We start from the raw sequence: 18,869 nt of genomic DNA on the forward strand, positions 1-18,869 counted from the left end.
CGTTAGCTTCTTGGGTGGGATGATGGAAGCGTGAATCAAGACCGCAATGCAGGGACGTTGCGCAAGATGCCGGTCCAGAAGCGCAGCGCCGAACGCTTCGAACGGCTCCTTGACGCCTGCGCCGGGCTCCTGGACGAGGTCGGCTATGCCGCGCTGACCACCAAGGAGGTCGCCCGCAGGGCCGACGTGCCCATCGGCACCCTCTACCAGTTCTTCTCCGACAGAGAGGGGCTGATCGGCGCGCTCGCCGCCCGCAACCTGGAGTCCTTCATGGCGCGGGTCGCGGGTCGGCTTGAGCGTGAGGAGCCCGAAGGCATCCCGGGCATCGTGGAGGTGACCGTCGACGAGTTCGTCACCATGCGCCGGACGATCACCGGATTCGGCGTGGTCGACTTCGGCGCGGTGGGACAGGACCACATCCTTGAGCCGAACCGCGACAACAACACCGCGGTCGCCGGCAGGCTTCGCTCACTGACCGCCTCTCTGACCGGGGGTCAGGACGACGCCGAACTCGACGTCGCCGTGCGGGTGGCCCTCGAGTGCGCGGACAGCGTACTGAAACTCGCGTTCGCCACCGATCCGCAGGGCGACGCCCGGCTGATCGCCGAGTGCAAACGCGTCCTCACCAGCTATCTGAACGACCGGCTCCGGTAACACCCGCCTGCCCGGCTCAGGGGTCGGTCCTGGCTCAGCGGACGCTCCTGACCTTCCAGACCATGGCCGCGCCCAGTACGGACATGCCCGCGGAGCACAGGAACAGCGAGCGGTAGCCGCCCAGACTGCCGAGCACGACCGAGGCGATGGGGGGAACCAGGACGTACGGCAGGGACGTCATCAGGTTGGCCAGCGCCATGTCCTTGCTGCGGTCCGCCGAGGCGGGGAGCACCTCAGTGATCAAGGCGGTGTCGACGGACAGGTACACGCCGTAGCCCAGGCCCAGGATGACGGCCGCGACCAGCGTCATGGTCCACGTGGGCGACAATGCGAGGGGGATCGCGGCGACGGCCATCGTGAGGCCGCCGAGGAAGACCGGCATGCGCCGCCTGCCCAGCTTGTCGGAGAGCCAGCCGCCGAGCACGACCGTCGAGACCGTGGCCAGGCAGTTGACGCCGATCACGATGAGCAGGCCGTCGTCGATCGACTGGCCGGGGAACAACTGCTCGTAGTGCAGTACGTCGTCCAGGAAGTACGGCAGGTAGAGCGTGCCGAGGCCGTATCCGAGGCCCATGGCGAACCGGGAGCTCATCGCCCAGATGAAGTCGGGGTGCTCGCGTGGGCTGATCCGGTAACCGTCCAGGAAGGTGCGCAGCGAGAACGGCTCGCGGTGCCCGGCGGGAAGCGGCGGATCCTTCATGGTGGTCGCGAACAGCACGATCAGCAGCGGCAATGCAGCCAGCAGCAGGTACTTCGCGGAGAAGCTCGTGACCAGACCGACCAGTAGTCCGCCTGCGATCAGGCCGCCGGCTTGCGGGGCCGTGGCCCAGCCGAGGACCACACCACGCTGACCGACCGGGACTTGGTCGGGCACCACCGGGGAGAGTCCGGCACCGATGATCATGCAGGCGGCGGACAGCGCGAAGGAGCCGATCGCGACGCCGCCAACCGTCGCCTGGAGGCCGAGGAAGACCAGCACTGCCATATAGATCAGGGAGCCGATGACCATCCACGGCCGGCGCCGGCCGAACCGGCTGGTGGTGCGGTCGCTGAGGGCGCCGGCCAGCGGCGCGAGGACGATTCCCGAGATCGCGCCCATCGCGCTGACCCAGGCGTAACTGCCGACCTTCCCCGCCGGATCGATCTCGGCGATCTGCTCGGGCATCAGGATCGTGGTCGGCACCAGCATCGGGATGAACAAACCGACATTGCCCAGGACGTACAGGGTGATCCAGCCGCGGCCGACCGTGCGGACGGGCTCCGCCAAGGAATCGGTCCGCTCGGGGGCGAGGCTCATCGAGGCACCCTCTTGAGGTGGACGAGCTCGCTCGTCCAGTCGAAGGGCAGCAACGGCGGCAGGCCGTGGCCGAGCAGGACGGCGCCCGCGTGGACGGCACCGGTGGTCTCGTCCCGGTAGTGGGCATCGGGGTCGAGACCCTTCAGCCGGGTCCGGGCGACCGACCGGGCGGACGCGGACGGCTGGAACTGGAAGACGACGACTTCGTCCTCGGTGAGGTACTGCACCGCATCGCGCTCAAGGCGGTACTGGATGCCACCGTGCACCACGGGCCGGATCCGCTTGTACTGCTCGACCAGCATCCGGGCCCAGGAGAGATCCTCCTCGCTCCACTTCCTGAGGTCGCCGCCGATACCCATCGCCCCGGCCATCGAGACATGGAAGCGGTACCGGATCGGCGTCGTGCGGGCGGTGAAGGCGTGCGGGCTGTCGGTGACCCAGGCGCCCATGGTCCGGGCGGGCAGCGTCTGACCGTGGCCGTGCTGGATGGCGATCCGGTCGACAGCGTCGGTGTTGTCCGACGTCCAGACCTGGTCGGCGCGGGCAAGGACGCCGAGGTCGGCCCGGCCCCCGCCGCCCGCGCAGGACTCCAGGTACAGGCCGGGGCAGGCGGCTCGCAGCCGGTCCATCACCTCGTAGACCCCGTGGGTGTGCTCGATCCAGACCCGGTCGGGGTCGGCTGCCCCGGGCTGTCCGGCCTCGCTGAAGGGTCGGTTCATGTCCCATTTGAGGAAGGCCACGTCCAGCTCGGTGACGGTCCGGACGAGCCATTCCACCGCCCATTCCCGGACATCGCGGCGGGCGAAGTTCAGCACGTGCTGGTTGCGGCGCTGCGTCCGGGCCCGGCCTTCCTGGTGGAGGATCCAGTCGGGGTGCGCGCGGAAGAGGTCGCTGTCGGGGTTGACCGCCTCGGGCTCGACCCACAGGCCGAATCCCAGGCCGAGCGCGCGGACGTGATCCGCGAGCGGGCCCAGACCGTTCGGGAAGCGGTCGGGGTGGGGCCACCAGTCGCCGAGCCCTGCCTGGTCGTTGGTGCGGGCACCGAACCAGGCGTCGTCCACGACGAAGACCTCGACGCCGACCCCCGCGGCCAGTTCGGCCAGCTCCCTCTGCTGCTTCTCGCTGATGTCGAACTCGGTCGCCTCCCACGAGTTGAAGATCAAAGGGCGTTCGGCGGGCCGGGCGGGGAGCACCTGGCGTTCGACGTAGGCGTGCCAGCGGCGGCTGGTGCCGCCGAAGCCGTCGGGGGCGTAGAGCCCGGTGAAGACGGGGGTCTCCAGACGCTCACCGTCGCCCAGCTTCCAGACCAGCCCCTCGTGCCCGAATCCGCCGGTCCAGGAGGCACGTCCGTAGGGGTCGCGGCGCAGGGTGATCCGGCGGCTGCCGCTCCAGGCCAGGGTCGCGCTCCAGACCTCGCCGTGCTCCTCGGTGGCGTCGTGCGCGTCGAGCATCAGCCAGGGCCCGGCGTGCGGTCCCGTGATGCCGAGGCGGCTGGTGAACACGGTCTCGCCGACGGGCACCCGGTCGCGCCGGAGTTGGAACTCCCGGGCCCATTCGCCCACCACATGGCTGACCCGGTAGTCGTCGCGGGCGGGCAGCGTCCAGGCGGCGGAGTCGAACCGGAGGACGTCCACCGGTTCGCCCGCGGTGAGGACGGCCCAGCGCTCGATCTGGTCATGGCCGTCCCGGACCCGGTAGTTGAGATCGAGGTCGAGGGAGCGGACCCGGTCGGTGAAGGAGAGCGTGAGCAGGTCCTCCTCGACCGTGTGCGAGACGAACCGCCACTCGAAACCGCGGACGCCGTCGCCGAACCGGACGGTCAGGGAGGGGGGTCCGAACCGCAGGCCGCCCTCCGCCCCGTACTCCTCACCGCCGGGATCGTCGCCGCCGGGGTCCTCGGCGGGCAGGTCGGCCGCGACCTCGACGGCCTGTTCCAGGCTCAGCGGCCGGCCCCAGTGCACGTGCCGGGGGACGTCGCCGGCGTCCAACCGGAAGGCGTACGAGGTGCCGGGAGTGCTCAGAAGCCAGAGTCGGGCTTCGGGGTGGTGTGTGATCACGCAATTCCTCAAATGTGAGTCTGGCTCATGTTTTGCTCGTACGGTAGGCAGGCGAGCCCCCGATGCCAAGCCCCTGGCGGCCGAAAAACCAGCCGACAGCCGGCCGGGGCCGGCCGGATCAGGAGAGCTGATCCGGCCGGCCCCGGCCTCGCGCACTGCCTTACGGGCGGATCAGTCGGCGAATACGCCGACTTCACGAAGCGAGTAGCCCCACTGGGTGCCGCGCTCCAGCCCCTTGACGCGTACGTAGCGCGCCTGAGCTGAGGCGAAACGTGCCGTGTCCAGGCCGCCGTCACCGGCATCCGTGGACCACGCCGTCTTCCAGTTCGTGCCGTCCTCCGACAGCTCGATGCGGTACGACTTCGCGTACGCCGCCTCCCAGTCGAGGGTGACGCGACTGACCGGCTTCGTGGATCCGAGGTCGATCCGCAACCACTGGTCGTTGCTCCACTCGCTGGCCCAGCGGGTGCCGGTGTCGCCGTCGACGGCCTTGCCGGGCGCGAAGTTTTCGATCGGGTTCCACCACTCCGAAGAGGACGCCGAAGCGGCCGCTCCCGATGCCAGGTTCTTCCCCAGCGTGTGCTTCTCTGCCCTCCCCCAGGTGCGGAGGTAGGACTCGGCGCCCGAGAAGAGGTCGTCAACGACCTTCTGGCCGCCGACGATCCGGATGTCCTCGATCCAGTCCGGGACCATGCCGTAGTGCGCGGCGCCATCGGTGTTGAAGTCCCAAGTGCGCTCGCCGGTGGTCTGTTTGTCGATCACCGAGCCGCCGTCCGTGCTGCGGAAGGGGTACTTCACCGGGTTCGGGGTGTCCGCGCCCCGCGGGCCCGGCCAGCCGCCGACACCGTTCATGTCCGTGCCGTAGCCCAGGCCGACGTGGTACTTCACGCGCAGCGCTTCCTTGCCCCTGGCCTCCGCACTGAAGCCCTCGGAGCCGCTCATGTACGAGGCGGCGAACCCACCGAGCTTGTAGAGCCGTTCGGTCCAGCCCGCGTCCATCCAGCTGTGCGAGGAGATGGCGCCCGGGTACGACTCGGACTCGAGGATGTCGAAGGCCTGACCCGCGGCCTTGACGCTCATGTGGTCGAGCTCCAGCATCATGTGACGCTTCATCATGCCGCGCACCGCGTACGCGCCCAGGTCGGTGAGCCCGCGGGTGTTGCACTGCGCGCCCGAGGCGTACGACGGGACTTTCTCGCCCTCCGGCAGTCGCTTCTCCGCCTCCGGTGCCGGCGCGTTGCCGATGGGGTTGTCGTGCTGCGGGCCGCGGCAGTTCTCCGTCTTCCAGTACGTGCCGGTCGACAGGAACTGGCCCACGTTGATGGCCGTACCGAGCGCGCCGGAGTCGAAGCGCACCCCGCACAGGGCGTTGTCGAACTTGTGGCACAGGAACATGCTGCTGACGCCCAGGTTCTTCAGCTCGTCCAGGCCGCGGTCGATGTCCGCCTTGCTGCACTGCGCGACGTCCAGGATCTGCTTGCAGCCGAACGGCTCCGATGTCTCAACTCCCAGGACCACGGCCAGCTTTCCCTGCTTGATGACCTCACGGGCCTGCGCGCTGTCGGTGACGATCCGGAACCAGCCCTTGCCCGGTCCGCCGTACATCTTGTCGATGAAGGCCTGCATGTCGTACGACTTCTTCGCCTCCAGACGGATGGCGGTCATCTCGTCGCAGCTGCGGTCCTTGAAGAAGTAGACCGAGCAGATCACCCCGTTGGTGACCAGATCGTTGACCAGGATCCGCTGGCCGCCGCGCCAGGCCCGCTCGATTCCGGCGTAGTAGTTCTGCTGATGCGTCAGCGAGTCGTGGGCGGGCCAGTCTTTGAACGTCGGCCACCCGACGGGGTCATGCCTGCCGTCCCCGCCCTTGGTGATCATGTCGAAGATGGCGAGCGAGCCGTCGGGGTAGTGCTCGGGGCAGTCCTTGAGCGCGTCGGCGACGCCCTGCTCAGAGAACGGCTTGCCGCAGATCAACCGGCCGCCGAAGCCCTCGTTGGCCATGATGTGGTCGTGGGCGTCGACGAAGCCCCTCACGTTTCCCTGGGCGTCGGTGCCCTTGAAGGGCTCGCCCGTGACGTCGATCTGGGCGTCAGGTGTGGGCCGCGCTGTCGGATCCCACCAGTTGGGCTCCGCTGCGGAGCTGGGCATGGGGCCGAGCATCAGGGACATCGCGGTGAAGAGCAGTAGGACCACCGAGAGGGATCTGAGTCTGCGGCGTGGAGGTTGAACGATGTTCATCGCCATGATCCTAAATGTGAGGGGGGCTCATGTTTCGCTCACACGATAGGGACGCGAGCCCGCAACGCCAACCCCCTGACGGGGCTATCCCCGGGAAAGAGAGAAGGGGCGCACCCGCCGGGCACGGGGGCGCGCGCACGCTCGGGTGCAGGAACACCGACTCCTGCTGTCGAGATCTCGGAGGGCATGGGGGATCGGCCGTGACGGGCGCGTACGTCAGCGCCTGCGAAGACGGGAGTGGGGCCTTGACGACCTGGCGATGACGACCGAACTGATCGTCAGCGAGCTGATCGGGAACGTCGTTCGCTACGCGAAAGGCCCGGTTCGCCTGAGGCTGCTGCACAGTGCCGACCTGATCTGCGAGGTCTACGACGGAAGCCTGGCGACACCGCGCATCCGCCACGCGCCGGAGACGGACGAGGGCGGGCGTGGTCTGCAGCGGCGGGGCGCTCCCTACACCGCTGACGGGAAGTACATCTGGGCGGAACAGACACTCTCCGCCACCCCGGACGATTTGCCACGGCCCTGCTCGCCGCCCCGGCACGGTGAACCGCCCCGGGCGCTACCCCGGAGCGCTCTCAGTGGCGTGTGCTGTTCGGAAACTCATCGCTTCTACTCGGAGGCGGTCTGGCACGGCGTCACCCCGCTTCGTTGCGCGGCACGGGCCCGGCAGAGCAAGGCTCCACGGCGACATCCTGCCTGGCACCACTGACGGTGGCGGTCAGGCGGCCTGGACGGCATTACGTGACCTGTGGGGGTGTCTCGGTCCCAAGGTGTCCCAGGCGGCGCAGCTCCCATGGACGAGACGTGGCGGGTGTCGCGGCCACGTGCCGCAGCGGCCGCTCAGAGGTGGCCGTCCAGGAACTTCTGTACCTCGGCGGTGGTCATGGGCCCCGTGCCGTGCGCCACCGCCTCTCCCTCCTTCAGCAGGACGTAGGACGGAGCTCCGGTGATCCCGTACCGCTCGGTTGCGGCCGGACAACGCGTGATGTCGGCGCGGACGGCCGTCAGGCGGCCCGCGTAGTCGTCGGCGATGCCACCCACGACGAGGTCCATCACCCGGCAGAGCTCGATCGCCTTGGGCCATGTCCCGGTGAAGTATGCGAGGACCGGAACTCCGCTCATCCCGAGGATGAAATTGAATTCCGCGTCCTCACGAGGTCGGTGAACCCGCTTCGCCATGGAAACTCCTGACCTCACGTTCCGTCATTCCATCCCCATCATCCCTCGCGCGGTGTGCCAGGCCGGCCCGGTCGGTCGTCCGGTTGACCTGTCGGAAGGGAGGCACGGGCCACGGTTCCGAGCGGCGGCAGGGAAGCGTTCGCCGAAGCGGCCGACATCGCGGCGGTCGCGGCTGAAACGCTGCTGGACCCGGAAACCCACGCCGGCCCCGGCATCGGTGCTCCCGCGCTTCCCATCCCCCGGCCCCGCGCCTCAGACCGCTTCAGCCTCAGATCGCCTCGGCCTCAGGGCGGACGACCTGCTCGGCGAAGGTGCCGAGTCGCGTGGCCAACTGTTCGAGCGCGGCGGCCGCGTAGTGGTCGGGGCTCCAGCACGCGTGGATGGGGAGCTGGACGGGGGCGCCGTCGGTGTCGAGGACGAGCACGGGACGGGTGCCGAAGCGCGGCAGCTCGGTCCCGATCGCGACGCCACGCCGCCCTGCCGCCAGGGCGTGGCGCATCTGCGCCCACGGGACCTCGGTGTGGCGTCGGTACCGGAGCCGGGCCGCGGTGACGACCGCGTCGAGAACGGTGCGCGTCGGGTCCTACAGGCCAGGGAGGAGGAGGGGCTGCTCCGTCAGTTCGTCCAGGGTGACGCCGGTGTCGCGGGCCCAGGGGTGGCCCGGGTGGACGTAGGCGTGGAGCGGTACGCGGGTGAGGGTGCGCTCCGGCGGAGCGCAGCTCGGGTTCTGTGTGAGCACCTGTCAGGACGGCGACCACCAGCCCCGCTCCGGCCCGCAGGCCCGCCTCGATGTCGTACGGAGTGTCGCCGACGACGACGGTGTGCTGGACGGAGGGTGCCTGGGTGCAACGAGCACCGGCCACATCGAGCCCGGAATCAACTACCGCCCGACGCCCTCCATCAGCCCGCCACCGTGCACGACCTCGACACCCGCAAACTTCTCCGCGCACAAGTCCTCAGCGGCGCCATCAACGAATACCGCTACACCTCATGACCTGCAGCGACTTTCCGAGCCCCACAGGCTCGAGCGGGAGCAATCAGTTAACGCGGCTGGGAGGGAGCATGCTCCCTCCCAGCGCTCCCAGGGAGCGCCCCCGGAAACAGAAAAAGGGCCGTTATGAAAACGGCCCTTCACCTGCGACGTTCGATACGGTCGAACTGTCGGGACGACAGGATTTGAACCTGCGACCCCTTGACCCCCAGTCGGGTGCGCACTCCCTGTTCAAGCTCTTGAAGGCCACAGCGCGCCGTTGACGGCCTCTCAACACCAGGCTAACGCAATACCCGGATCACCGACCCTGAGCAAGTGGTTCAGAAGTTTCTGACAGAGGTTCATGAATGCTCGCGCCCGTACACGCACACAGCCCGCCATCTCTTCCCCCACCATGGCCGAGCTATCCAATATGCCGACGCCCCCAGCGGCCGTTGCCAGCCGCAAAGGCGCCTACAGACACCCACAAAGGATATTGGCAGCCGTACGCCGCTGCTGGAGAACAGCGGTCTCGTCGCTGACGTCCCGCTCGGTGTACGTCACGCCCGGGTCGTCGCTGGTCGGCACCTTCTCACCGGGCATCAGCACGGAGTGCCGGTCGACGAGCGGGCGCCCCACCGGCGCCTGTCCCGCGTGAAAATCCGGTTCAAGCGGTTGACCAGGTCGTTTACCCCGGCGCGGTCAGGCTTCCTGCTGGTACTCGCGGATCAGTCCGCCGAGCAAATCGGTGCGGAGCGACATCCCTCCCTCAGCGGAATGCCGCAGGTCAACGGCACGAACTCGGGTTTTCACGCAGGACAGGTTCCTGTCACCAGTGGCGGCCGCCTTTCAAACCTCGTTCAGCCTTGGCAAGTTGGCTCCGCGCGATCTGCAGGCCGATGGCGTTGGCGTCTTCTTTGACGGCAAGGCCGGTGGCCGTGCCCTTCTCGTAGAACTCGACGGCCCGCCGGTTCACGGTGAGGGCCTCCGTGTACTGCTGGACATCCACCAGCAGGCCTCCCAGCAGGAGCACTGCGGTGGCTTCTCCACGCCGATCTTTGGTCTCCTCACAGACCGTGAGGTACCGCCGGACCAGCGGGAGTGACTCCTTCAGGTACTGCTGCAGCAGCGGGTGGGACGGTTGCTGCTGTGCGGCGTTCACGAACTCGTTGGCGAGGTGGTAGAGCACCTGGCCCTCGGAGGCACGGCCCAGAATCAGGCCGTGCAGGAAGGCGGCCTGCAGGCCGTAGGAGACGGCCGACCCCAACTCGCCTGCCCTCAGGAGTGCCTTGCTCAGGTCGAGCTGGGCGGTGCCCTGGCCACGGCGATCGCCGGTCTTGCCATACGCAGTGGCGGATCGCAGGTAGGCGATGGCGGCCTCCGCGTACCGCTCCGCTGTCACGAGCACGCGGCCGAGGTGAGAGCAGGCATTGGCTTCGCTGTCCAGATCACGCACGTCCGCATAGACGACGGCCGCTCGGCGCAGGGCTGTGATGGTGTCGTCCGGCCGGTCCAGTGCCTCGTGGGCGCGGGCGAGGTTGAGGAGGGCCGAGCCTGCGAGGGTGGTGACGCCGAGCTTCAGCATGAGGCCGGCACATCGTTCGTAGAGAGAGACGGTTTCCTCGATCCGCTTCGCGCCATGGAGGACCTCGCCCAGCGCGTAGAGCACCACCGCTTCACGGCGCTCGTCGCCCGACTCCCGGAAACAGTCGATGGATCGCCGTGCCGCCGCGATGGACTCGGTGATCCGCCCCGCCGACGATAGGGCATTACTCAGGTTCTCCAGTGCATCCGCCTCGCCGTACACGTCGCGGTGTTCGCGGGAGAGGGCCACCGACCGTGAACAGACCGTGATGGACTCCTCGTAGTGGCCGTCTCTCAGCAGACCGAGACCGAGGTTCGACAGAGCCTTGGCCTCGCCACGGTCGTCGCCGAGCCGCTTGTAGAGCTCGGCGGCCCGCCTGCTGGCGACGACGGATTCCGCGTACCGGCCCACCCGGCCCAGGTCCGAGCCCAGTTCCCCCATCGTCGAGGCTTCCGAGCTGAGATTTCCCGTGGCGCGGAACGCCTCGACAGCTCGTCGACGGGTGGTGATGGCTTCTTCGGTGCGGTCGAGTGCTGCCAGCGCGGTCCCGCGGCACTCCAGCGCCATGCCCTCGGTGTCGCGCTCGCCGGTCTCGCGGCAGACGACGGCGGCCTGTTCGCAGAGGGCGACGGCATGCGCGTACCGCTTCATGCGTACGAGGGTGAAGCCGAGGCTGAAGAGCGACTGGCCCTCGGAGTGGCGGTCGCCGGCCTCCTGACAGAGCGCGACTGCCCGCTCCAGGGCGGTGATGGCCTCGGTGGGCCGCCCCGCGTCGAACAGATGGGTGCCGAGGACTTTCTGCATCGTGCGCTCACGCGGACCGTTGCCCGCCGTGCGGTAGAGGGCGACCGTCTGTTCACAGGCGGTGACGGCCTCCTCGTACCGACCTGCCTTCGCCAGCGCGTTGCTCCGGTTGGTCAGCGCGTTGGCTTCGCCGTCGTGGTCGTCCACCTCTCGGAAGATGGCAGCTGCCTTCCCGCACGCGGCGGCGGCTTCGGCGAACTGCCCCGTCTCCGCAGCGGTGTTGCCCAGGTTGACCAGTGCCTGAGCGGCGTTCCGGTGGTCGCCGGCCTCGCGCAGGAGTGCGGTGGCCCGCCGGGTGACGGTGACGGACTCCTCGAACCGACGCTGCCTGCCCAGGGCCGCGCCGAGCATGCACAGCACCCGGCCTTCGGCCTCGCGTTCACCGGTCTCGCTCAAGAGGGCCGCGGACTGCTCATAGACCGTCACCGCCTCCTCGTACCGTTCCAGCTCGTCCAGGGCGTGGCCCAGGTTGAGCAGGGAGTCGGCCTCCATGCTGCGCCTGCCCCTGTCGCGGTAGTCGGCGACGGCCTCCCGGGTGGGGGCGAGCGACTCCTCGAACCGGCCCAGCTTCAATAGCGCGTGACCGAGGTTGTGCAGCATCGCGCCCCGTGCGGCACCCGTGCTGTTCTCCTCGAAGACGTCGAGGGCGCGCCGGGAGACGGTCACCGCCTCCTCGTAGCGCTTCGCCGACGTCAGGGCGTGGCTCTGGTTGGTGAGTGCTACGGCCTCCAGGTGCCGTTCACCGGCTTCCTCGTAGAGGCCCGCGGCCCGCCCGGAGGCGTCGGCGGCCTCGCTGGTCCTCTCCAACTCGGCCAGAACGGAGCTGAGGTTGGCCAGCGCAGCGGCCTCCAGACCAGGATCGCCGACCTCGTGGAAGAGGACGGCGGCCCGCTCGTACGTGGTGACCGCCTCCTCGCTCCGCCCCATCTCGGTCAGGGACCTGCCGAAGTCCAGGAGTAGCTCCGCCGCTCTTCGCCGGCCGCCGGTTTCTAGGTGGACGGTGACGGCCCGTTCCACGGCCGAACGAGCCTCCTCAGGCAGCCCCAGCTCGGCAAAGGTCTTACCGAGGGCCTCCAGCGCCGTGGCGTGGGACGAGAGGTTGGTGCCGCGGCCGGCGTCGTCCAGTTGCCGGTACAGGTCGGCAACCTCCTGCCGGGCAACCCGGGCCTGCTCCCTGCGGTCCTTCCGGGCAAGGGACATGAGCTGCCGGGCTTTCCGGTGTCCGGGGAGGTCGAGGGTGGGGTGGGCGACGGCCAGCTGCTGATACAGGTCGATGGCCTCCTGGGCGGCGGCCAGGGCCTCTTCCTCGCGGCCCAGGGGCCACAGCCGGATACCGAGGCCGTTGAGCGAGTCCGCCAGGTGGAGGCGCTGGTCGCCGAAGCCGTCCTCAGCCAGCTGTCGTTGGATGTCCACGGCTTCCTGGACCGGAGCGAGCGCCTCCTGATCACGTCCCAGCTCCGCGAGGAATTCGCCGAGATTGAGCAGGGCGTGCGTCAGATCGGGCTGGTGGGCGGCGGGATTCACCTCGGCCAGTCGGCGGAACAGGTCAGCGGCCTCCTGGGCGACGGGCAAGCCCTCCGCCATGTGTCCCAGATCGCGCAACGGGAGCGTGAGATTGGTCAACGCCATGGCCAAGTGACGGTTGTCGGCGCCGAGGTTGTCGGCGGCCAGTCGCCGGAACAGGTCTGCGGCCTCCTGAGCGGCGGCCAGGGCCTCTTCCTTGCGGCCCGCCTCGTACAGGTGCAGCCCGAGGTTGCCGAGCGTCATCGCGAGGTCCCTCCGGTGGGCGGTGGGGTTCCTCTCCGCCTGTTCCCGATTCAGGTCGGTGGCCTCCTGGATGGCGGTCAGCGCCTCCCCCCGGCGACCGTGGCGGTGGAGCTGGTTGCCGAGGCTGGTCAGCGACGTCGCCAGGCCGGTCCGGTAGGTAGCAGGGTCGGCCTCGGCCAGGCGGCGGCTGATCGCCACGGACTCCTCGGAGAGGAAGAGCGCCTCCTCCAGCCGGCCCACGGCGGACAGTCGGTCGCCAAGAGTGGCCAGAGAGGTCGCCAGGGCGCTGACGCGGCCAAGGTGTTCGGGGCCGGCCTCGGTGTCTGTGCCCTCCTCGTCCTCGGCGAGCTCCCGGTACAGGCGTACGGACTCCTCGGCCGGGGCGACCGCCTCCTCCCTGCGGCCTGCGTTGGCGCGACGCCACGACAGGGTGCCGTACAGCTTGGCACGCTCGCCGGGCTCCGGCGTGGTGGCCAGGCGGTGGGCGATCAGGACCTCCGTGATCGCCAGGGTGCCGATGTCCAGGTCGACGTCGTGGCCGGGCATACGGCTTTCAACGGCCTCCAGCACAGCCAGCAGGTCGGGGTCGAGCAGGCCGCGCTCCGCGCCGTTCGGGCCGTCTGTGTCGGCGAGCGCGGCGAGCGTGGTCAGAGCCGGGCTACCGGCGGCGATGGCGAGGTCGGGATCGCTGCGTAGGAGCGGGTACACGACGTCCTCGCGGACATGACTCCAGCGGCCGGCGGCGGACGCGAGGAAGGTCACCGCGCGCGGGGCGATGACGGTCCGGAGACCGCTCTGCGCGGTCAGGGTTCGGGGGACATCGCTCGTCCAGGGGTCGGGTTCGTAGGAGGTGATGTCGTGCCCGGGTGTGAGCAGGCCGAGGAAGTCCTCCGCGAGCCGGTCAGGATAGAGGGGTTCCAGGACCAGTGCCCGGTCCGCGGGCGGGTAGCAGAACCGGTGGTCCTTCAGGAGATAGCCGGAGTGTTCGGGCAGGTCCAGTGCCTGCAAGGCACGTTTCCCCGTGGTGTGGCTGACCGCTCCGGTGAGTACGGAGGTGAACACGGTCTGAGCCATGACATCAGGGTCGGTCCGGTAGGTCTGCCCTTCCCTGCCGGCGTCGTAGAGCCGCTGCCATGCCAGGCGTTCACGGTCCAGCAGGTACGCCGACAACTCGTGCGGCTCGGTGAACGACGGCTTCTTGCCGTGGGCGTGGGCGTCGACGGCGACCAGCGCGGCCATGTGCAGGTTCAGCGTCAGGCCGAAGTCCGGGTTGTCGAGGGAGCCCGGCGGCTGGATCTCGGCGGTGTCCTCCAGGCCGTACAGGTCGGTGGCGCCGTAGCGGTCACGGGCGGCGGTGAACATCCGCGTCCGGTCCGCAGCCAACGAGGGAAGCAGCAGGTCGTCGGCGGCGGCACGACGTTCGCCGAGTTCACCGCGGAGTGCTGCGAACCATCGGACGGTCCGGCCGATCAGGAGGATCCGGGTGGGCCGCTGCAGGTTGAGGGCGGAGTGGGAGAGCAGGCGTTCCAGTTCGCTGTGTGCCCACCGGTCGGCGTAGTCGACGACGAGGAGCACGCCGGCCTCGGCGTCTGCTTGCGCGGCTCCGCCGCCCGACGGTGACGGTCCGACGAGGGCACCCCGGAATCCCGCCTGCAGCACCTGCCATCGCTCGGCCGCCGGCAGTTCCGGGCTCCGGGACCGTTCGGCGAACTCCGTGGCGAGCCGGGTCTTGCCCTGCCCACCGGGGGCGTGCAGCAGCAGGACCGACACTCGCGCGTCCCCGGCGTCCCGCCATTGCCGCAGCCGCTCCAGCTCGGCTTCCCGGCCGACGAAAGGTACGACGTGGCTGCGCGCGTCCAGTAGGCGGCTGGGCTGCGTCATCAGCCATGCGGACTCAGGAGCGATCGGGGCGGGGAGTTCCTCGATCGCGGGCAGGCGTGCGCCATAGACGTTGGTAACCGTTGCCTTGCCGCTATGCCCGACGACAATCGCGCTGGCCTCGCCGCTTCGCAGGTAGTTGACGCTCGGGCCCGGGCCCTCCGCCGCGCCGTCCACCTCGTGCCACCCGGAAGAGTTCTCGGTCACGGCCGGTCACCTGCGGTTCCGGAGCCCGGGGAGGGCAGGCCGCCGGGCCCGTTGGTGACGTTCGCGCTGGACCCGTGGCCCACTGCGATCGCGCTGCCGTCCCCGCTGCGCAGGTTGCCGACAGTGGGCCCGGAGCCCGGAGCGGTCTCCTGCGGATCCGGTTCCAGGTCCAGCCGCCGTACATCGGCGCCCGGGAGCCAGATCCATGCCTCCCCCCGGTGCTCCTTCTCCTCGACACTCACCTGCCGGAACTCATCCGCAGGAATACTGGTGTACGTCTCCCGCACAACGTCGAAGACAGTCTCCGAAACCGCGACGGCCAGGCAGGCGTACGGCGCCCGGTCCAGGGCGGTGCGCAGCGCCGCGCAGTCGCGGATGCGGCTGATCTCGACCGCGGCCCGTCCGACGAAGCCATTGGCGCCCAGCGCCACCGGGCCGAAGTGGACGGCCCCTCTCAGCCGGAGCCAGGGCTGCCGCTCCCGGCCTGAGTTGAAGGCTCGCAGACCGGCGTCGAGGGCACGCATGAATGTGTCGACCAAGGCGGGCTCGGAGGCGTCCGCGGGCAGAACAGCGAACAGCGAGTCCCCGCCCTCCTGCGTCACCCATTCCTCGCGGTCCAGCTCGGCGGTGACAGCCGCCTCGTCCAGCAACCGCACGATCGCTTCCTGGAACTGACGCTGCGTCTCCGCGCCGACGCCGCCGTATCCCTTCGCGTCAACCGTCAGCAGCGGCCTGCGCCCGAACGCCCGTACGTCGTCAGGCCTGTCCACACCGTTCCCTGTCATGACACCTCTCGGTACACGAACTTTGGAGGGGAGGTTTACGTATTTCTCAAATCCCCTTCAAAGCCATGGCTTTGCTCCACAGTCACTCGCCGGGGACGCCGACGCCCGCCCGCTCCCCGTAGGCGGGCGCCGGCACACAGCAGTTGTACATCCGTGTTCCGGTGTGAACCCTGTGGAAGTACGGGTTGCTGAGAAATACGAGGGTTTCCGAGGTCCGGAGAATCGGGGGGCGAGAACCCGTACAAGTGACTGGTCCGTTCGGGACGTTCGCCCGCTTACTGGACGGAACTCGTTCTCATCGACCGGAGGAGGGACCCCATGGCACCGACCGGACAGGCGGCGGGCGACCACCCCGCGCAGTACATGTTCACCACGCTGCAGACGACCCACCAGCACGCGGACACGAAGGCCGGGATCCTGGCGGCAGCGCAGGCGGCGCTGGCCGGCACGGCGGGGTCCTGGATCGGCCGGTCAATGTCCGCCTGGGAACGGGGTGGCGCGGCTGGGGCATTCGCAGGAGTGTCGCTGGCTCTGTTCGTCTGTGGTTTGGTCGGGGGCGTGGTGTGCCTGGCGGCGACGCTGTGGCCGCGGATGCTGGGTGGCCCGGCCGGGAACAGGTACTGCTTCGTCCAGCTGGCGTCGGGCTCAGACATCCTGCCCTCCGATCCGCCGTCCTCAGCCGACGCGAATCGGGACGAGGCCACAGATCGCCGGGAGTTGTCGCACACCGTGCGGTTCCTCGCTCATGTCGCCGTACGCAAGTACCGCTGGCTGTCGGGCGCGGTGGTGTGCACGGCCATCATGGGGGTGAGCGCGGGGCTAAGCGCGACCCTGCTGCCGGCGCTGATCTGACGTCGACTCGGCTACGGCTGTCAGGGGCCCAGGTCCGCGAGACGTTTCAGGCCGTCGAGGTCCAAGATCGTGGTAGTACGGTAACCGGTCATCAGTAGGCACTGCCCGCGCAGTTCACTCAGCACCTTGTGGATGGTCGTCTCGGCGGCGCCGACCATCGTGGCCAGCTCCGGCTGTGTCAGCGAGCAGCCGATCACCACTTGTTCGGCCTGGGGAGATCCGTAGCACTCGGCCAGTTCCACCAGCAGCCGGGCCAGCCGCACCTTCGCTGGGTATCCGCGGAAGTCGAGCCGCCGACGATTCGCCCAGCGCAGACGGTTGGCGATGATCCCCATCAGAGCCATCGAGATCTCGGGACTGCTCCGCAACAACTCCCGCAGTACGTCGGCCGACAGTTTCCGGGCGGTCAGCGGGCCACAGGCGATGACCGTCGCCGAGCGCGGCGCTCCGTCCATGGTCGCCATCTCGCCCACGGTGTCTCCACCAGCCCTGACGGCTAGCAGCGAAGTTTCGCCGTTCTCCACGGTCGCGGTGACCTTGACGAAACCACACAGCAACAGCAACGCGTGCCTGTCGTGCCACCCCTCCCTGAGCAGCACGTCACCCGCGCCGAACCGGACTTCAATACCCAGGCCGAGCAGTTTCTCCCGGGCCGGGGGTGACAACATTCCCAACAAACTGCGTTCGGGCCATTCGTCGGGCCGGATGAGAACAGCCATGGGCATCCTCCTGTCTTCCGGTCACAGCACATCATCATGTCGGCTTCCCCGGAAGGGTTCCGCAGCGACCGCATGTACCGTCACTTCCCAAGCTGAAAACACGAGTTCAACTCTCGCCACACGCCCCCGACAGTCCAGCAACTAGCAGGACGGAGGGCCCCGGAGAGACGCAACTTACCCGGGGCTCTCATCTCGACGGCCGCCTCGGCAATCATCTGCACCGCCGAACGCCGCTCGGGCACTGACGGTCGAGGCGCCCTGGATGGCATTTACGACGCAGTTGCGCTCAGTGCAGGCAGGTTGCGGGCGGCCTGAGTCACCCAGGCCGCGGTGGGGTGCGCGGTGGTGCCGAGGATTCGGACGCGGCGGGTGGCGTGCTCGGGGTGAAGGTGGCCGCGTCCACGGTATTGGAGATATTGAAGGAGGCCGGCATCGAACCGGGACCCCAACGAGCTTCCAATACCTGGGCCGGCTTCCTGCGCTCCCAGGCCGACGCGCTAATGGCCTGCGACTTCTTCGAGACCGTCACCTTGTCCGGGGCCGGTTGTACGTGTCCGCGGTGATCGAACATCGCCGGATCCATGTCCTGGGCGCCACCGCGCATCCGACCGCGTCCTGGGTGGCCCAGGCCGCGAGGAATCTCGTCATGCACCTGGAGGGACTGCGCCTGCCGAAAATGTCATCCATGCGGCTCAGGAGCGCCTTCGACAGTGCGGCAGGATAAGCACTCGTGCTGCTGCGCCTCGCCTACCTGACCGTCACCAACCTGTTCGCCGCAGTGCGGCTACTGCCGATGAGCGACCGCGACAAGGACGCGGAGATCCTCGCCTTGCGCCACCAACTCGCCGTCTTGGAGCGGCAGCTCGGCGCGGACCGGGTGAAGTTCACTGCGGAAGACCGGGCATTCCTTGCCGCTCTACTGGTACCCCTACCCCGTCAGGTCCTGCGCCGGCTCCGGTTACTGGTCCAGCCAGACACCGTGCTGCGATGGCACCGCGATCTGATGAAGCGGCGCCCTGCCCGCACGTGCCGGCCGAAAAGGCCGGGCCGGCCGCCCACGGTCCGCTCAATCCGCGTGCTGATCCTGCGCCTAATCCGGGAGAACCCGTCGTGGGGCTACCGCAGGGTGCACGGCGAACTCGCCACCCTCGGCATCCAAGTCGCCGCCTCCACCGTCTGGGAAATCCTCACCTCCGAGGCATCGACCCCGCGCCAGACCGGGCCGCCACCACCTGGGCCGACTTCCTGCGATCTCAGGCCGACACCATCCTGGCCTGCGACTTCATCGAGACCATCACCCTGACCGGCCAGCGCCAGTACATCCTCGCCGTCATCGAACACGCCACGCGCCGCATCCGGTCCTCGGCACCACTGCCCACCCCACCGCACCCTGGGTGACCCAGACAGCCCGGAACCTGGCCATGGACCTCACGGACGCCAACGCCACCCTCACGTACCTGATCCGAGACCGGGACACAAAGTACCCCGCCCTCTTCGACCAGATCCTGGCCGACGCCGGCATTCAGGTCGTGCGAACCGGCATACGAATACCGCGCATGAACGCGATCATGGAACGCTGGGGCCAAACCTGCCGCCATGAACTACTGGACCACACCCTCATCTGGAACGAACGACATCTGCGCCACGCGCTCCGCCAGTTCGAACTCCACTACAACCTCCACCGCCCCCACCAAGCAATGCATCAGGCAGCACCCTTACGCGCTGTCCCCGAACCGCTCCCCCTGCACGGATCTCCCACCTCGACGTACGACGAAGAGACCGCCTCGGCGGAGTCCTCCACGAATACCAACATGCCGCCTGAACAGCGCGGATAGAGTTTTCGGCAGGCGCAATGGCGAGGACGTCACCTGGAT

The 18,869-nt window shown here is 68.7% G+C and carries 12 protein-coding genes and 4 pseudogenes; 5 read left to right on the forward strand and 11 right to left on the reverse strand.

Annotation, left to right across the window (positions count from 1 at the left end; translation table 11 throughout):
• Nucleotides 1–66 precede the first annotated feature (66 nt).
• Nucleotides 67–654: a TetR/AcrR family transcriptional regulator gene (locus ABZ893_RS02670; protein ID WP_361395557.1), complete on the forward strand. Its 588-nt coding sequence runs from the start codon at nt 67–69 to the stop codon at nt 652–654.
• Between the two features lie 34 nt (nt 655–688).
• Here ABZ893_RS02670 and ABZ893_RS02675 read toward each other — a convergent pair whose 3' ends face one another.
• The 3 genes from ABZ893_RS02675 to ABZ893_RS02685 form a co-directional block, all read right to left on the reverse strand.
• Complete coding sequence (locus ABZ893_RS02675) at nt 689–1,951, reverse strand: MFS transporter (RefSeq protein WP_361395560.1); 1,263 nt, start codon at nt 1,949–1,951, stop codon at nt 689–691.
• Entirely contained in the window at nt 1,948–4,008 is a 2,061-nt protein-coding gene (locus ABZ893_RS02680; RefSeq protein ID WP_361395563.1) for an alpha-galactosidase, read from the reverse strand. The genes ABZ893_RS02675 and ABZ893_RS02680 overlap by 4 nt, the downstream gene beginning before the upstream one ends.
• Nucleotides 4,009–4,179: 171 nt before the next feature.
• Nucleotides 4,180–6,246 (reverse strand): discoidin domain-containing protein, encoded by a 2,067-nt coding sequence (locus tag ABZ893_RS02685; protein ID WP_361395566.1) that lies wholly within the window; start codon nt 6,244–6,246, stop codon nt 4,180–4,182.
• Between the two features lie 238 nt (nt 6,247–6,484).
• On the opposite strand from ABZ893_RS02685, the pseudogene ABZ893_RS02690 reads away from it, so the two are divergent.
• Nucleotides 6,485–6,748: pseudogene (locus tag ABZ893_RS02690) on the forward strand (ATP-binding protein); the annotation flags it as partial.
• A 341-nt stretch (nt 6,749–7,089) separates the two neighbouring features.
• Here the strand turns inward: ABZ893_RS02690 and ABZ893_RS02695 are convergent.
• From ABZ893_RS02695 to ABZ893_RS02725, 7 genes and pseudogenes are all read right to left on the reverse strand, one after another.
• Nucleotides 7,090–7,428 (reverse strand): thioredoxin domain-containing protein, encoded by a 339-nt coding sequence (locus tag ABZ893_RS02695; protein WP_361395569.1) that lies wholly within the window; start codon nt 7,426–7,428, stop codon nt 7,090–7,092.
• A gap of 268 nt (nt 7,429–7,696) precedes the next feature.
• On the reverse strand, nt 7,697–7,927 hold the full coding sequence (locus tag ABZ893_RS02700; RefSeq protein WP_361395573.1) for a hypothetical protein: 231 nt from the start codon (nt 7,925–7,927) through the stop codon (nt 7,697–7,699).
• Between the two features lie 84 nt (nt 7,928–8,011).
• Nucleotides 8,012–8,167 carry a hypothetical protein gene (locus ABZ893_RS02705; RefSeq protein ID WP_361395576.1) on the reverse strand — a complete coding sequence of 52 codons (156 nt, stop codon included), beginning with the start codon at nt 8,165–8,167 and terminating at the stop codon, nt 8,012–8,014.
• Nucleotides 8,160–8,378, reverse strand: a pseudogene (locus ABZ893_RS02710) (HAD hydrolase-like protein); the annotation flags it as partial. The gene ABZ893_RS02705 and the pseudogene ABZ893_RS02710, both read right to left, overlap by 8 nt.
• Nucleotides 8,379–8,872: 494 nt before the next feature.
• Nucleotides 8,873–9,037, reverse strand: coding sequence for a hypothetical protein (locus tag ABZ893_RS02715; RefSeq protein ID WP_361395578.1), 165 nt, complete (start codon nt 9,035–9,037; stop codon nt 8,873–8,875).
• Nucleotides 9,038–9,227: 190 nt separating this feature from the next.
• Nucleotides 9,228–14,639, reverse strand: a complete 5,412-nt coding sequence (locus tag ABZ893_RS02720; protein WP_361395581.1) for a tetratricopeptide repeat protein — start codon at nt 14,637–14,639, stop codon at nt 9,228–9,230.
• Nucleotides 14,636–15,424 carry a hypothetical protein gene (locus tag ABZ893_RS02725; protein WP_361395584.1) on the reverse strand — a complete coding sequence of 263 codons (789 nt, stop codon included), beginning with the start codon at nt 15,422–15,424 and terminating at the stop codon, nt 14,636–14,638. Before ABZ893_RS02725 ends, ABZ893_RS02720 begins: the two co-directional genes overlap by 4 nt.
• A gap of 318 nt (nt 15,425–15,742) precedes the next feature.
• Between ABZ893_RS02725 and ABZ893_RS02730 the strand changes: the two genes are divergently transcribed.
• A complete protein-coding gene (locus tag ABZ893_RS02730; RefSeq protein ID WP_361395586.1) occupies nt 15,743–16,276 on the forward strand; it encodes a Pycsar system effector family protein in 534 nt (177 codons plus the stop codon).
• A gap of 20 nt (nt 16,277–16,296) precedes the next feature.
• Here the strand turns inward: ABZ893_RS02730 and ABZ893_RS02735 are convergent, their stop codons facing one another.
• Entirely contained in the window at nt 16,297–16,995 is a 699-nt protein-coding gene (locus ABZ893_RS02735; protein ID WP_361395589.1) for a Crp/Fnr family transcriptional regulator, read from the reverse strand.
• A gap of 374 nt (nt 16,996–17,369) precedes the next feature.
• Here ABZ893_RS02735 and ABZ893_RS02740 point away from each other — a divergent pair.
• Nucleotides 17,370–17,653: pseudogene (locus tag ABZ893_RS02740) on the forward strand (integrase); the annotation flags it as partial.
• 72 nt (nt 17,654–17,725) lie between these two features.
• Nucleotides 17,726–18,817: pseudogene (locus ABZ893_RS02745) on the forward strand (integrase core domain-containing protein).
• The last annotated feature ends 52 nt before the right edge of the window (nt 18,818–18,869 follow it).

It is taken from the genome of Streptomyces sp. NPDC046821 (assembly GCF_040645335.1).
Classification (GTDB): domain Bacteria; phylum Actinomycetota; class Actinomycetes; order Streptomycetales; family Streptomycetaceae; genus Streptomyces.

Coding starts and splice junctions, on each gene's coding strand:
- ABZ893_RS02670 (WP_361395557.1), top strand. CDS start 67: ATGCCGGTCCAGAAGCGCAGCGCCGAACGCTTCGAACGGCTCCTTGAC.
- ABZ893_RS02675 (WP_361395560.1), bottom strand. CDS start 1,951: ATGAGCCTCGCCCCCGAGCGGACCGATTCCTTGGCGGAGCCCGTCCGC.
- ABZ893_RS02685 (WP_361395566.1), bottom strand. CDS start 6,246: ATGAACATCGTTCAACCTCCACGCCGCAGACTCAGATCCCTCTCGGTG.
- ABZ893_RS02695 (WP_361395569.1), bottom strand. CDS start 7,428: ATGGCGAAGCGGGTTCACCGACCTCGTGAGGACGCGGAATTCAATTTC.
- ABZ893_RS02700 (WP_361395573.1), bottom strand. CDS start 7,927: ATGCGCCACGCCCTGGCGGCAGGGCGGCGTGGCGTCGCGATCGGGACC.
- ABZ893_RS02725 (WP_361395584.1), bottom strand. CDS start 15,424: ATGACAGGGAACGGTGTGGACAGGCCTGACGACGTACGGGCGTTCGGG.
- ABZ893_RS02730 (WP_361395586.1), top strand. CDS start 15,743: ATGGCACCGACCGGACAGGCGGCGGGCGACCACCCCGCGCAGTACATG.
- ABZ893_RS02735 (WP_361395589.1), bottom strand. CDS start 16,995: ATGGCTGTTCTCATCCGGCCCGACGAATGGCCCGAACGCAGTTTGTTG.